Source organism: Nocardia gamkensis NBRC 108242, assembly GCF_001612985.1.
Taxonomy (GTDB): domain Bacteria; phylum Actinomycetota; class Actinomycetes; order Mycobacteriales; family Mycobacteriaceae; genus Nocardia; species Nocardia gamkensis.
Genome location: NZ_BDBM01000004.1, coordinates 56,860 through 70,170, shown reverse-complemented (window position 1 = coordinate 70,170; position 13,311 = coordinate 56,860). Strand labels below are relative to the sequence as shown.

Genomic DNA, 13,311 nt, shown 5'->3' with positions numbered 1-13,311 from the left:
TCGTCATTCTGCCCAGCTCGGCGGGCGGCGCTGCAAAAAGGCCAGCATGCCCTCGTGTACCTCGGGGGTGCCGAAGAAGCTCGCCGAGCGCCGCGCGAGTTCTTCGGCGGAGGTGTCGAACTCGGCGAGGATGCCCGCGTTGACCAGTCGCTTGGCCTCCGCCAGCCCCTGCGGGGAGCCTTTGCGCACCTCCGCGCACAGCCGCGCCACCTCGGCCGCCGGATCGTCGGCGGTGACGGTGACCAGGCCGATCTGCTCGGCCTCGGCGGCGTCGAACTTCTCGCCGGTCAGGTAGTACCGGCCGGCCGCACGCGGGCTGAGCCTGGGCAGCAGGGTCAGCGAGATCATGAACGGCGCCAGCCCGATGCGCACCTCGGTGAGCGCGAAACTGCTGGCCGGTCCGGCCACGACGAGGTCGCAGCCCGCCACGATGCCCATGCCGCCTGCCCGCACGTTGCCGTCGATCCGCGCGATCACCGGCTTCGGAATCTCCACCAGCCTGCGCAGCACGCCGATCATGACCCGGGTGCGTTCGTCGGCGGCCACGGCCGGATCGGCGTCACTGGCCTCGCTCAGATCCGCGCCCGCGCAGAAGGTGTTGCCGGTGTGCGCGAGCACGACGACGCGCACCGCGTCGTCGGCGGCCGCGTCGTCGAGCCCGCGCAGCAGCTCGGCGACCAGCTTGGACGACAGCGCGTTGCGGTTGTGCGGCGAATCGAAGGTGAGCGTCGCGACGCCGTCGCTCACCTCGTAGCGGACGAACGGAGCCGTCTCGGTCATGCGGCGTCCTCTCAGTACGACTTCGGCAGGCCCAGCGAGTACTGGGCGACGAAGTTGAGGATCATTTCCCGGCTGACCGGCGCGATGCGGCCGATGCGCGCGGCGGCGAGCATCGCGGCCAGCCCCACGTCCCTGGTCAGGCCGGAGCCGCCGTGGGTCTGGATGGCCTGATCGAGCGCCTTGATGCTGGCCTCCGCCGCCGCGTATTTCGCCATGTTGGCGGCCTCGGCGGCGCCCATCTCGTCGCCCGTGTCGTACAGGGTGGCGGCCTTCTGCATCATCAGCTTCGCCAGCTCCAGTTCGACCTTCACCTGGGCGAGCGGATGCGAGATGCCCTGGTGCGCACCGATCGGCGTCTTCCACACTGTGCGCTCCTTGGCGTATTCCACGGCGCGATCGATGGCGTAGCGGGCCAGGCCGATCGCCATGGCCGCGCCCATGATGCGCTCCGGGTTGAGGCCCGCGAACAGCTGCATCAACGCCGCGTCCTCCTTGCCGACCAGCGCGGAGGAGGGCAGCCGGACATCGTCGAGGAACAGGCTGTACTGGTGGTCGGGCTCGATGATGTCCATCTCCTGCGCCGTCTTGGTGAAGCCTTCGGCGTCGGTCGGCACGATGAACAGGGCGGGCTTGAGCTTGCCGGTCTTGTGGTCTTCGGTGCGGGACACGATCAGCACGGCCTCGGCCTGGTCGACGCCGGAGATGAAGATCTTGCGGCCGTTGAGGATCCAGTCGTCGCCGTCGCGGCGCGCGGTGGTGGTGATCTGGTGGGAGTTGGAGCCGGCGTCCGGCTCGGTGATGCCGAAGACCATCTTGCCGGAGCCGTCGGCGAGCTTGGGCAGCCACTCCTGCTTCTGCTCGTCGGTGCCGTACTTGGTGATGATGGTGCCGCAGATGGCCGGGGACACCACCATGAGCAGCAGGCCCGCTCCCTGCGCGGACAGCTCCTCCATCACCAGCGACAGCTCGTACATGCCCGCGCCGCCGCCACCGTACTCCTCGGGCAGGTTCACTCCGAGGAAGCCGAGTTTGCCTGCCTCCTGCCACAATTCGTCCAGCGGCTCGTTCTTGCGCGCCTTCGGCAGCACGTAGTCGCGGTAGTTGTATTTCGCGGCCAGCGCGGCGACGGCGGCCCGCAGCGCCTTCTGCTCGTCGGTTTCGATGAACGACATCAGTTCTCCTGTATCTTGCGGGGGCTCCCGCACCCCGTCGGCTCGATGAGCGCTGCGCGATTGTGGCTCATCGGTCCTCCTGCGTTTCTACGGGTTCGACGACCGCGAGCACGGCGCCGACGTCGACCTGCTGGCCGACGGTGACGTTCACGGCGCTGAGCACGCCCGCGGCGGGCGCGGCGATGGTGTGCTCCATCTTCATCGCCTCCAGCCACAGAATCGGCTGACCTTGTTCGACCCGGCTGCCGACCTCGGCGCCGAGCCGGATCACGCTGCCCGGCATGGGCGCCAGCAGCGAGCCGGTGGCCACCTGGTCGGCGGGGTCGCTGAAGCGCGGCACCCGGCGCAGCGCCACCGGGCCGAGCGGCGAGTCGACGTAGACCTGGTCGCCGTAGCGGGCGACCTCGAATCGCCTGCGCACCGGGCCGCGTTCGCCCGGAACCGACAGCACGACACGATCGGGAGCCGACTCGACGAGTTCCAGGCCGTCGTGACCCTCCACGGTGACGCCGGTCCGGCCGAAGCGGTAACCCACCTCGTGCGTCCCGGTCGCGCGGCTCTCGTACGACTTGCGCTGCGATTGCGACGGCAGGTTCCGCCACCCGCTGGGCAGCCCGCCGCCCACCCGCGCGCGGCCACGGTTGGCGGCGGCCTCGGCGAGTGCCGCCGCCACGACGGACAACGCCTCGTCGGACGCCGACACCAGCGGCGCGGCGAGGACGTCCAGCCCGTGCGTGGCGAAGAACGCGGTGTCGGTGTCACCGGCCAGGAACGCCGGATGACGCAGCACGCGCACCAGCAGGTCGCGGTTGGTGACCAGGCCGTGGATCTTGGCGCGGTGCAGGGCCGCGGCCAGCAAGCGGGCCGCCTCGCCGCGCGTCTCGGCGTAGGAGATGACCTTGGCCAGCATCGGGTCGTAATGCACGCCGACCACCGAACCGTCTACGACGCCCGTGTCCAGGCGCACGCCCGGCCGGTCCAACAGATCGAATTCGGTGCGCACCGAGGGTATGTCGATCTTGTGCACGGTTCCGCTCTGCGGCTGCCAGTCCTGCGCCGGGTCCTCGGCGTAGAGCCGCACCTCGATGGAGTGTCCGCGCATCGCGGGCGGTTCGGCGGGCAGCGCGCCGCCCGCGGCGACGTCCAGTTGCAGCCGGACCAGGTCCAGGCCGGTGGTGCACTCGGTGACCGGATGCTCCACTTGCAAGCGGGTGTTCATCTCCAGGAAGAAGAACTCGCCCTGCTCGTCGGCGAGGAACTCCACGGTGCCCGCGCCGGTGTAGCCGATCGCGCCCGCCGCGAGGCGCGCCGCCTCGAACAGCCGCTCCCGCATGCCTTCGGTGCGTACCACCAGCGGCGACGGCGCCTCCTCTATCACCTTCTGGTGGCGGCGCTGGATGGAGCATTCGCGCTCGCCCACCGCCCAGATGACGCCGTGCGTGTCGGCCATCACCTGGACCTCGATGTGCCTGCCGGTCTCCAGGTAGCGCTCGCAGAAGACCGTCGGATCGCCGAAGGCGGATTCCGCCTCGCGTCGTGCGGCCTCGATCTGCGGGGTCAGGTCGGCCAGCTCGCGCACCACCCGCATGCCGCGCCCGCCGCCGCCCGCGGACGCCTTGATCAGCACCGGGAGGTGGGACTCGGTGACCTCGGCCGGGTCCAGCTCGGCCAGCACCGGCACTCCGGCGGCGTCCATCATCTTCTTCGAGGCGACCTTCGAGCCCATCTGCTCGATCGCCTCGACCGGCGGGCCGATCCAGACCAGCCCGGCGTCGAGCACGGCCTTGGCGAAATCGGCGTTCTCGGACAGGAACCCGTAGCCGGGGTGGATGGCGTCGGCGCCCGCGGCCAGCGCGGCCTCGATGATCAGTTCACCGCGCAGATAGGTTTCGGCCGGCGTGTTGCCGGGCAGCCGCACCGCGGCGTCCGCCTCGGTGACGTGCGGCGCGGCGGCATCCGCGTCGGAGTACACCGCGACGCTGCCCAGACCCATCCTGCGGCAGGTGGCGAAGACCCGGCGGGCGATCTCGCCGCGGTTGGCGACGAGAACGTTCGTGATCTGCCCACTTGTCTTCGAATCGCCCTGCGATGCGGTCATATCCGGCCTCACATTCGGAAGACGCCGAAGCCGTCGGCGCCTTTGATCGGGGCATTGTGAATGGCCGACAGGGACATTCCCAACACGGTGCGGGTGTCGCGCGGGTCGATGACGCCGTCGTCGTAGAGCCGCCCGGACATGAACATCGCCAGCGATTCGGCCTCGATCTGCGCCTCCACCATGGCGCGCATCCCGGCGTCGGCCTCCTCGTCGAACGGCAGGCCTTTGGCCTCGGCGGCGGCCCTGCCGACGATCGAGATGACGCCCGCCAGCTGCGCGCCGCCCATCACGGCGGATTTCGCGCTGGGCCAGGCGAAGACGAAACGCGGGTCGTAGGCCCGGCCGCACATGCCGTAGTGGCCCGCGCCGTAGGACGAACCCATCAGCACCGAGATGTGCGGCACCTTCGAATTGGAGACCGCGTTGATCATCATCGCGCCGTGCTTGATGATGCCCTTCTGCTCGTACTCCTTGCCCACCATGTAACCGGTGGTGTTGTGCAGGAACAGCAGTGGCGTGTTCGTCTTGTTGGCGAGCTGGATGAACTGGGTGGCCTTCTGCGATTCCTCGGAGAACAGCACGCCGCGCGCGTTGGCCAGGATGCCCACCGGATAGCCGTGCAGTTCGGCCCATCCGGTGACCAGGCTGCTGCCGTAGAGTGGCTTGAACTCGTCGAAGTCCGATCCGTCCACGATGCGGGCGATCACCTCGCGCGGGTCGAACGGGATCTTCAGGTCCGACGGCACGATGCCGAGCAGATCCTCCGGGTCGTGCAGCGGCTCGATCACCTCGGCGCGCGGAGCCGGGCCCTGCTTGCGCCAGTTCAGCCGCCTGACGATGGAGCGGCCGATGCGGATCGCGTCCTGCTCGTCCAGCGCGTAGTAATCCGCGAGGCCGGAGACCCGCGCGTGCATGTCGGCGCCGCCGAGGGATTCGTCGTCGGACTCCTCGCCGGTGGCCATCTTGACCAGCGGCGGACCGCCGAGGAACACCTTGGAGCGCTCCTTGATCATCACCACGTGGTCGGACATGCCGGGAATGTAGGCGCCGCCCGCGGTGGAGTTGCCGAAAACCAGCGCGATGGTCGGGATGCCCGCCGCCGACGCCTGGGTGAGGTCGCGGAACATCCGGCCGCCGGGGACGAACACCTCCTTCTGCGTGGGCAGGTCGGCGCCGCCGGATTCCACCAGCGAGATCACCGGCAGCCGGTTCTCCCGAACGATGTCGTTGATGCGCAACGTCTTGCGAAGCGTCCACGGGTTGGAGGTGCCGCCGCGCACGGTCGGGTCGGGCGCGACGATCATGCACTCGACGCCCTCCACGATGCCGATCCCGGCGATGGTGCTGGCGCCGACGTGGAATTCACTGCCCCAGCCCGCCAGCGGGCACAGTTCCAGGAACGGCGAGTCCTCGTCGACGAGCAGTTCGATGCGCTCACGCGCGGTGAGCTTGCCGCGCTTGCGGTGCCGGGCCAGCTTGTCCGGTCCGCCGCCCGCGATGGCCTTGGCGAACTCGGCCTCCACCTCCGCGAGCTTGGCCGTCATCGCGTCGGCGGCGGCTTCGTACTCGGGCGCCGCGGTGTCCAGGGCGCTGCGCAGAATGGTCATTTCTGGTACCCCAATCGCTTCGCCGCCAGTCCGGTGAGGATTTCGGTCGTGCCGCCGCCGATGCCGAGGATGCGCATATCCCGGTACTGGCGTTCGATCTCCGATTCGCGCATGTAGCCGAGACCGCCGAACAGCTGGACGGCCTGGTTGGCCACCCACTCGCCCGCCTCGACGGCGGTGTTCTTCGCGAAGCACACCTCGGCGATCAGGTCGGTCTCGCCTTCGGCGCTGCGCTGCACCACATCACGGGTGTAGACGCGGGCGACGTCGATGCGCCGCGCCATCTCGGTGACCGTGTTCTGCACCGCCTGCCTGCTGATCAGCGGACGCCCGAAGGTCTCCCGGTTGCGCACCCACTCCAGGGTCAGGTCCAGGCATCGCTGCGCGCTGGAGTACGCCTGCACCGCGAGGCCGACGCGCTCGCTGACGAACGCGCCCGCGATCTGGAAGAAGCCGGAGTTCTCCGGGCCGACCAGGTTCTCCACCGGCACCCGGACATCGACGTAGGACAACTCGGCGGTGTCGGAGGCCAGCCAGCCCATCTTGTCCAGCTTGCGGCTGACCGTGAAGCCCGGCGTGTTCTTGTCGACGATGAGCAACGAGATGCCGCCAGAGCCCGGCCCGCCGGTGCGCACCGCGGTGACCACGAAGTCGGCGCGGACGCCGGAGGTGATGTAGGTCTTGGCGCCGTTGACGATGTAGTGATCGCCGTCGCGGCGCGCGGTGGTGGTGAGGTGCCCGACATCCGATCCGCCGCCGGGTTCGGTGATCGCGAGCGAACCGATCTTCTCGCCCGCCAGCGTCGGCCGCACCCAGCGCTCGATCTGCTCGGCGTTGCCGGAGGCGATGATGTGCGGAACGGAGATGCCGCAGGTGAACAGCGAGGCGAACAGTCCGCCGGACGCACCGGCCTGATGCATCTCCTCGCAGACGATCATCGCGTCCACGCCGTCGCCGCCGGAACCGCCCGCGGTTTCCGGGAACTGCACGCCGAGCAGGCCGAGCGCGCCCGCCTTCTTGTGCAGCTCGCGCGGGATCTCCCCGGCGCGCTCCCAGCCGTCCAGGTAGGGCAGGATGTCGCGTTCCACGAAGCCACGGACCGTGGCTCGCAATTCGCGTCGTTCCGGCGTTTCCCAGAGTTTCGTCATGACAGCAGCTCCACTGGAATGTCGAGGTGACGAGACCGCAGCCATTCGCCGAGTCCCTTGGCCTGCGGGTCGAAGCGGGCCTGATAGGCCACACCCTGACCGAGCAGGCCTTCGATGATGAAGTTCAGCGCCCGCAGATTGGGCAGCACATGCCGGGTGACGGTCAGCGAAGCCGTCTCCGGCAGAAGTTCTTTCACGCGCGCCACGGTGAGGGTGTGCACCAGCCAGCGCCATTGTTCGTCGGTGCGGACCCACACGCCGATATTCGCGTCACCGCCTTTGTCGCCGCTGCGGGCCAGCGCGATCGTCCCCAGCGGCGCGCGGCGGGTCTCCCCGGCGGGCAGCGCTTCCGGGGCGGGCGGCTCGGCGACCGCGGTGAGTTCGGCCGTTTCGGCGGACGGCGGCACGCCGACGCGGGTGCCATCGGGCAGCACCGCCGTGTGCGGAACCTCCGCGGCGTCGACGAACCCGGGCGTGAACACGCCGTAGGGCGATCCGTTGCCGGGCAGGGTCGTGAAGCTGCATCCGGGATAGCTGGCCAGCGCCAGCTCCACCGCGACGTTGGAGAAGGCGCGCCCGACCTTGTTCGGGTCCGGGTCGCGGACCACGCAGCGCAGCAGCGCGCTGGCCTGCTCCTCGGTCCGCGCGTCCGGCCGGTCCAGGCGGGCCAGCGTCCAGGTCAGCTCGGCGGGCCGGGTGGGCAGCCAGGATTCCAGCTGTCGTCGCGCCAGTTCGGCTTTCGCCTCGATGTCCAGCCCGGTGAGCACGAACTCCATCTCGTTGCGGAAGCCGCCGAGCGTGTTGAGCGAGACCTTGAGCCGGGGCGGCGGGACCTCGCCGGTGACGCCGCTGATCAGCACCCGGTCCGGGCCGTCCTGGTCGAGCCGGATGGTGTCCAGTCGGGAGGTCACGTCGGGTCCGGCGTAGCGGGGCCCCTGGATCTCGTACATCAACTGGGCCTCGACGGTGTCGACCGTGACCGCCCCACCGGTGCCCGCGTGCTTGGTGATGACGCTGCTGCCGTCGGCGCGGATCTCCGCGATCGGGAAGCCCGGCCTGCCCAGATCGGCGAGTTCGGTGAAGAAGGCGTAGTTGCCGCCGGTGGCCTGGGTGCCGCACTCGATCACGTGCCCGGCCACCACCGCGCCGGCCAGCCGGTCGTAATCGGTTCGGCCCCAGCCGAAGTGCGCGGCGGCCGGGCCGACGATCACCGACGCGTCGGTGACCCGGCCGGTGACCACGATGTCCGCGCCCGCGTTCAGGCATTCGACGATGCCCCAGGCGCCGAGGTAGGCGTTGGCGGTCAGCGGCGCGCCGAAACCGAGGTCACCGGCGCGGGCGAGGAGATCGTCGCCCTCCACGTGCGCGATCTTCGCGTCCAGTCCGAGGTCGGCGGCCACCTTGCGCAGTTTCGCCGCCAAGCCGGCCGGGTTCAGGCCGCCCGCGTTGGTCACGATGCGCACGTGGCGTTCCAGCGCGAGCCCGAGGCAGTCCTCGATCTGCTTGACGAAGGTCTTGGCGTAGCCGAGGTCCGGGTCCTTCACGCGGTCCCGGCCGAGGATCAGCATGGTCAGCTCGGCGAGATAGTCGCCGGTGAGCACGTCGATCGGGCCGCCGTCCAGCATCTCGCGCATGGCGCCGAGCCGATCACCGTAGAAGCCGGAACAGTTGCCGATCCGGAGCACGTCCGGGTCGGCGGCCAGCATACTCATCAGCGGGAATGCCTCCTGTACGGCGAACCGTCAGGATGGGCCGCATGCCGCACCCGTGAAGTCCGCGTTCCGCGACCAGCATCACACCCGGGCCAGAAAAAAGCAAGCATGCGTGCTTGTTAATTGCACCCTGAACGATCCCACCCGCACGGCGGTGGTCGAGCGGGCCGGAGCAAGATGGGCACGGTGTCCAGCGACGTCACCGTGATCGTTCTGTTCGCCCTGGCCGGGTTCCTGCTCGGCGGCGCCTACACCACCTGGAAGACGGCCCGGCCGCTGTCGATCGCGCTGGCCGTCTGCGCCGTTCTCGCGGCGGGCGGCGCGCTGGCCTGGTGGCTCGGTTAGCCCTTGGACAGCCGGAAGATCCGCAGGTCGTCGGGGACGCCGCTGAGGGGAGCCGCGAACAGGCCGCGGCGATACTGCTTGACCGTCAAACCCAGCTCCGCCAGCGTCTCCGGCCGCAACCCCAGCAGCGTGGCCTCCGACAGCATGGTGTTGCCGTTGCCACCCGCCTCCATCACCCGGGCCGCGATCGTGACGTCCACCCCGAGCCAGTCACCCCCTATCTCGCGCGGGGAACCGGTGTGCAAACCGATCCGCATGTTCGGGGTGTAGCCGCGCACCTGCACGTCGGCCAGGTTGCGCTTGGCGGTCACCGCGGCGCGTATCGCCCGGTCCGCCGAGGGGAACACCGCCATCACGCCGTCGCCCATGCGCTTGACCACCTGACCGCCGCGTTCGGCGATCGGCGGCTCGATGGCCTTGGCCACCTTGCGCAGCAGTTCGAGGGTGGCCTCGTCACCGGCCGACAGCGACCAGCGGGAGAAGGCCACCAGGTCGGTGAACATGACAGTTATTTCTTGGCTACCTCGACCACGTCCCATTCGCTCCAGCGCGGCCTGCCAGACCTGCAAGGCCCCGAAACCGATTTCGCGCGCCGCGCTGGGGGCGTCGCCGACCAGCTTGTCCGCCGCGCGCGCGACCGCCCGCGCGCCACCGGGCCCGGAAACCGACAGCGGATCGCCGAAAGCCGGGTCCCCCGGCAGCTGCTGGCGCGCCTTGCGCAGCGCGCCGATCAGATCAGCCCGCTGATTCGCGGAGTTCACCAGGGCGGATAACTGCCCGCGACGGAATCTACCGGAACGGCGGGAAGGATCGATCCCATCGGACGGCTCCAACGGAATGACCACCTCGGGCGGCACGCCTCCATCGGCCTCCGGCCCCGGCCCCGACTCGGGGCCGCCGGAAGGTGTTTCATTCACGCCCCGAGAGTATCTCAGCCGATCTGACGTCGGCAGATTACCGATCATCGCCATCTCTCACCTCCGCGACGAACACAGCGAGCACGTCGGCGGGCTCCGCGTTGGATAACGAGCTGGTTGCTGAACCGAGGCTACTCGGCCGAGAAGGGGTCTCGGAAGCGGCATGCGGCATTGTTTCCGCGATGTTCACACGCACGATCGGCCCGGCGCGAGCATTCGCGCCGGGCCGATCGACGCACCGTCCGCCGGGCAGTGGCGGGCGGTGGACGGAGCGCCGGACCTCCCGACAAGGTCGGCGCCCCGCCGACCCGAGTGGCGAGGGATGGCGACTCGGGTGGTCGAGCGGCCTCGCCCGCGTGCGTCACGCGTCGCGCTGGTTCACCACGACCAAGGCCGCGCCGAAGACGATCGCGACGAAGACGGTGAAGTACAGCAGGCTGCCCCACGGCCCCCAGTGCCAGTTCGCCGTGGACGCGGAGGCGCTGAAGAAGCGGTTCGCGTTCGCGAACGGCAGGAACGGGGTGACATTGCGGCCGAAGCTGCCGAACGCTCCGAGCAGGCCCTCGATGAGCAGCGGCCACAGCACGATCAGCGAGATCGCGGCGGCGGACTGCCGCACCAGCACGCCGACGCCGATCGCGAGCAGGACGCACAGGAACGCGTAGATCGGGATGCCGTAGACCTCGCGCCAGTCCTCCGGGCTGGACAGCGTGAGGGCCGCGCCCGCGTCCGGTCCGCTCAGCGCCTTGGCCACCAGGTAGGCGAGGAACACCAGGACGAGGGTCAGCACCGCGCCGTACCCGCCGACCAACCCGGCCTTTGTCGCGACGACCTTGGCCCGATGCGGCGTCGCCTGGAACGTCGTCCGGATGAGGCCGAAGCGATATTCGCTGGTCACGGTCAAGGTCGCCATGATCATCAGGACCATCACGCCGAAGCCGCTGATCCCGGCCACCGCGGTGGAGACGGTCAGGTCGATCGCGCCCTCCTTGCCGTAGGACGCGCGCGCCACCGAGGCGAGCAGCGCGGCCATCCCGAGCGCGAGGGCGACGACGATCGCCGAACACCACCAGGGCGACCTGGTGGAGGTGAGCTTGATTCGTTCCGCTGCCAGCACGCCCATCAGAGCGCACCTCCCATCGCTGTGTAGGAGCCGCCGTCCGCGGTTGGGCGAGCTGCCGCCTCCGGGCCCGTCGGGTCGAAGCCTTCGCCGTGGTACTGCACGGCGCCACCGGTCATCCGCATGAACGCCTCTTCCAGCGACGCGCGCTGCGGGGCCAGCTCGAACAGCGTGATGTTGTGCTCGCCGGCCAGCTTGCCGACCGCGTCACTGGCCACGCCCGCCACCATCAGCGCGGGGCCGTCGGCTCCCGCGCCGTCCTCGCGGACGGTCATCCCGTTCGAGGTGAGCACGCTGCGCAGCTGATCGAGCTGCGGGCTGCGCACCCGCACCGACTGCTCGGAGGCGCGTTCGATGAACTCCTGGGTGGTCGAGTCCGAGATGAGCTTGCCGCGCCCGATGACCACCAGGTGCTCTGCGGTCTGGGCCATCTCCGACAGCAGGTGGCTGGAGACCAGTACCGTGCGTCCTTCGGCGGCCAGCCGCTGCATGAACCGGCGGATCCACAGGATGCCCTCCGGGTCGAGGCCGTTGACCGGCTCGTCGAACAGCAGCACCTCCGGGTCGCCCAGCAGCGCGCCGGCCAGGCCGAGGCGCTGCGACATGCCCAGCGAGAAACCGCCCGCGGTCTTGCCCGCCACTTCCGACAGGCCGACCAGCCGCAGCACCTCCTCCACCCGGGACTTGGCGATGTCGTTGGACGCGGCCATCCACTCCAGATGGGCGCGCGCCGAGCGGTTCGGGTGCACCCACTTGGCGTCCAGCAGCGCGCCGACGGTGCGCAGCGGATGGTCCAGTTCGTGGTACGGCTTGCCCTTGATCAGCGCGGTGCCCGCGGTGGGCTTGTCCAACCCGAGGATCATCCGCATGGTGGTCGACTTACCCGCACCGTTGGGCCCCAGGAATCCCGTCACTTGGCCGGGTCGAACGGTGAAGGACAGATCCTGCACCGCTACGGTCTGCCCGTAGTGCTTGGTCAGGCCTCTCAGTTCGATCATGCGCCCAGCATTCCGCAAATCGCGGCCGCGCGCGTCGGTAAATAGTGCCGAGTTGGATCATCCTCGAGGATGAGGGAGAGACGTCCGGGTGGGTGCAAGCCCGTACGTGGTGTTGATCGGTCCACGTCCGGTGGTCGGTCGTAGGCGTCGATCAAGTCAGATCTTGATGTCGGCCCACTTGGCGAACCGGGCGAGTTGGTCGGTGCCGCGCCGTGCGTTGGCGAGCACCCGCACTGTCTCGTGCACCTGGGGGTGGTTGCGCGTCAGCTCGGGCGCGATCCGTCGCGCCTGGTCCAGACCGGCGAGCGCGCGGTCCTTGTCCCCATGCAGCAGCCAGGCGCGGGACACGTCGATCCAGTGATGCCCGGCGCGCGACGGCGCCACCGACGCGGGCAGGCGGATCTGCTCGGCGCGAGCCACGGCCGTGGTTCCATCGGATAGTTCAACGGGTACGGCAACGGAGTGGATGTCGACGTTCGATGGTCGGAACCCGGTTCCATAGTTGCGGTACTTGTCCGCACCGATCGCCGCGGCGATACCGCGAGCCTCCTGTATGTGCGAGTCCGCGGCGTCGCTATCGAGTGCTCGAGCCGAGAGGATGGCCCCGCGCAGGTGCAGTGCGCCGCGCACCGCGAGCAGATCAGGCGTCGTAGCCAATTGCTCGCTGGCGGTGTGGGCGCGTTCAATCGTCCGCAATCCTCCGACATAGGCACCGGAGGACAGCAAGACCAGGGCCCGGTTGTACTCGGCAGCGATCGGCCAAATCGGGTCGCCGCTGCGTTCGGCCGCCCACCCGCAGCGTTCCGCGGCCAGCCCTGCCAGGTCGAGGTAGCCATATTGATAGGCGAACAGCATGGCCTTGCTGTAGGCGTAGGCGAGGGTGGAGTGGATTGCTTCCCGATGGCGGCTGGAGTGCTCGTCGTCGGCGAGCATGTGCAGGCCCCGGATGGCGTCGGGAAGGTCGGCGGTCAGCTCCGAGTAGTGAGCCCGGCGCATCCCCTCCCGTACGCGGTCGACAGCGTCGGTCAGTTCCTCGAATGTGGTTGGCCCGGCGAGGGGTTCGTCGTTGAACGCGACGATGGCGCGCCGAAGTTCGGGAATCGCGGCGTGCGCCGCGGTGTCGGTGCGGTCCTGGATGTAGGGCTGTCCGGTCAGATCGGCGACATTCAGCCCCAGTACGCGAGCGACGGCAGCAATGAACGCGGGCGAGGCCGGGCGGTCACCCTGTTCGACCTTGCGTAGCAGGGACAGCGACACGTTTGCCTTGTGCGCAAGCTGAGTTTGTGTGAGCCGCGCCAGCTTGCGCGCCCTGGCGGTCCGTCCTCCGACCCCCATCTCATCCATGCTTCAACGCTGCCACATGTTGTGGCGATTCGCAGCGGTCCCCGCAGAACACACTTTCTGTAGCACCCAG

At 69.3% G+C, this 13,311-nt stretch carries 11 protein-coding genes; 1 reads left to right on the top strand and 10 read right to left on the bottom strand.

Annotation, left to right across the window (positions count from 1 at the left end):
* Nucleotides 1-3 precede the first annotated feature (3 nt).
* The 6 genes from NG1_RS03405 to NG1_RS03380 all read right to left on the bottom strand — a co-directional run bounded on the left by NG1_RS03405 (nucleotide 4) and on the right by NG1_RS03380 (nucleotide 8,517).
* Entirely contained in the window at nucleotides 4-780 is a 777-nt protein-coding gene (locus NG1_RS03405; RefSeq protein ID WP_062967891.1) for an enoyl-CoA hydratase family protein, read from the bottom strand.
* Between the two features lie 11 nt (nucleotides 781-791).
* Nucleotides 792-1,952, bottom strand: a complete 1,161-nt coding sequence (locus tag NG1_RS03400; RefSeq protein WP_062967889.1) for an acyl-CoA dehydrogenase family protein — start codon at nucleotides 1,950-1,952, stop codon at nucleotides 792-794.
* Between the two features lie 67 nt (nucleotides 1,953-2,019).
* Complete coding sequence (locus NG1_RS03395) at nucleotides 2,020-4,050, bottom strand: ATP-binding protein (protein ID WP_062967887.1); 2,031 nt, start codon at nucleotides 4,048-4,050, stop codon at nucleotides 2,020-2,022.
* A gap of 8 nt (nucleotides 4,051-4,058) precedes the next feature.
* Entirely contained in the window at nucleotides 4,059-5,657 is a 1,599-nt protein-coding gene (locus tag NG1_RS03390) for an acyl-CoA carboxylase subunit beta (RefSeq protein ID WP_062967886.1), read from the bottom strand.
* Entirely contained in the window at nucleotides 5,654-6,805 is a 1,152-nt protein-coding gene (locus NG1_RS03385; RefSeq protein ID WP_062967884.1) for an acyl-CoA dehydrogenase family protein, read from the bottom strand. Before NG1_RS03385 ends, NG1_RS03390 begins: the two co-directional genes overlap by 4 nt.
* Nucleotides 6,802-8,517 (bottom strand): acyclic terpene utilization AtuA family protein, encoded by a 1,716-nt coding sequence (locus tag NG1_RS03380; RefSeq protein ID WP_062967882.1) that lies wholly within the window; start codon nucleotides 8,515-8,517, stop codon nucleotides 6,802-6,804. Before NG1_RS03380 ends, NG1_RS03385 begins: the two co-directional genes overlap by 4 nt.
* Nucleotides 8,518-8,694: 177 nt before the next feature.
* Here NG1_RS03380 and NG1_RS37340 point away from each other — a divergent pair, with 177 nt between their 5' ends.
* Nucleotides 8,695-8,862 carry a CG2302 family histidine operon protein gene (locus tag NG1_RS37340; RefSeq protein WP_210750308.1) on the top strand — a complete coding sequence of 56 codons (168 nt, stop codon included), beginning with the start codon at nucleotides 8,695-8,697 and terminating at the stop codon, nucleotides 8,860-8,862.
* Here the strand turns inward: NG1_RS37340 and NG1_RS03375 are convergent.
* From NG1_RS03375 to NG1_RS03360, 4 genes are all read right to left on the bottom strand, one after another.
* Nucleotides 8,859-9,779 carry an adenylate/guanylate cyclase domain-containing protein gene (locus NG1_RS03375; RefSeq protein ID WP_157113844.1) on the bottom strand — a complete coding sequence of 307 codons (921 nt, stop codon included), beginning with the start codon at nucleotides 9,777-9,779 and terminating at the stop codon, nucleotides 8,859-8,861. The genes NG1_RS37340 and NG1_RS03375 overlap by 4 nt on opposite strands.
* A 361-nt stretch (nucleotides 9,780-10,140) precedes the next feature.
* A complete protein-coding gene (locus tag NG1_RS03370; RefSeq protein WP_062967880.1) occupies nucleotides 10,141-10,902 on the bottom strand; it encodes an ABC transporter permease in 762 nt (253 codons plus the stop codon).
* Nucleotides 10,902-11,897 carry an ABC transporter ATP-binding protein gene (locus NG1_RS03365; RefSeq protein ID WP_062967878.1) on the bottom strand — a complete coding sequence of 332 codons (996 nt, stop codon included), beginning with the start codon at nucleotides 11,895-11,897 and terminating at the stop codon, nucleotides 10,902-10,904. Before NG1_RS03365 ends, NG1_RS03370 begins: the two co-directional genes overlap by 1 nt.
* 156 nt (nucleotides 11,898-12,053) lie before the next feature.
* Nucleotides 12,054-13,241, bottom strand: a complete 1,188-nt coding sequence (locus tag NG1_RS03360; RefSeq protein WP_062967876.1) for a helix-turn-helix domain-containing protein — start codon at nucleotides 13,239-13,241, stop codon at nucleotides 12,054-12,056.
* Nucleotides 13,242-13,311 lie beyond the last annotated feature (70 nt).

Excerpts from the sequence above, each read along its gene's own strand:
- NG1_RS03405 (WP_062967891.1), bottom strand. The coding sequence starts at position 780 with ATGACCGAGACGGCTCCGTTCGTCCGCTACGAGGTGAGCGACGGCGTC.
- NG1_RS03400 (WP_062967889.1), bottom strand. The coding sequence starts at position 1,952 with ATGTCGTTCATCGAAACCGACGAGCAGAAGGCGCTGCGGGCCGCCGTC.
- NG1_RS03395 (WP_062967887.1), bottom strand. The coding sequence starts at position 4,050 with ATGACCGCATCGCAGGGCGATTCGAAGACAAGTGGGCAGATCACGAAC.
- NG1_RS03390 (WP_062967886.1), bottom strand. The coding sequence starts at position 5,657 with ATGACCATTCTGCGCAGCGCCCTGGACACCGCGGCGCCCGAGTACGAA.
- NG1_RS03385 (WP_062967884.1), bottom strand. The coding sequence starts at position 6,805 with ATGACGAAACTCTGGGAAACGCCGGAACGACGCGAATTGCGAGCCACG.
- NG1_RS03380 (WP_062967882.1), bottom strand. The coding sequence starts at position 8,517 with ATGAGTATGCTGGCCGCCGACCCGGACGTGCTCCGGATCGGCAACTGT.
- NG1_RS37340 (WP_210750308.1), top strand. The coding sequence starts at position 8,695 with ATGGGCACGGTGTCCAGCGACGTCACCGTGATCGTTCTGTTCGCCCTG.
- NG1_RS03370 (WP_062967880.1), bottom strand. The coding sequence starts at position 10,902 with ATGGGCGTGCTGGCAGCGGAACGAATCAAGCTCACCTCCACCAGGTCG.
- NG1_RS03365 (WP_062967878.1), bottom strand. The coding sequence starts at position 11,897 with ATGATCGAACTGAGAGGCCTGACCAAGCACTACGGGCAGACCGTAGCG.
- NG1_RS03360 (WP_062967876.1), bottom strand. The coding sequence starts at position 13,241 with ATGGATGAGATGGGGGTCGGAGGACGGACCGCCAGGGCGCGCAAGCTG.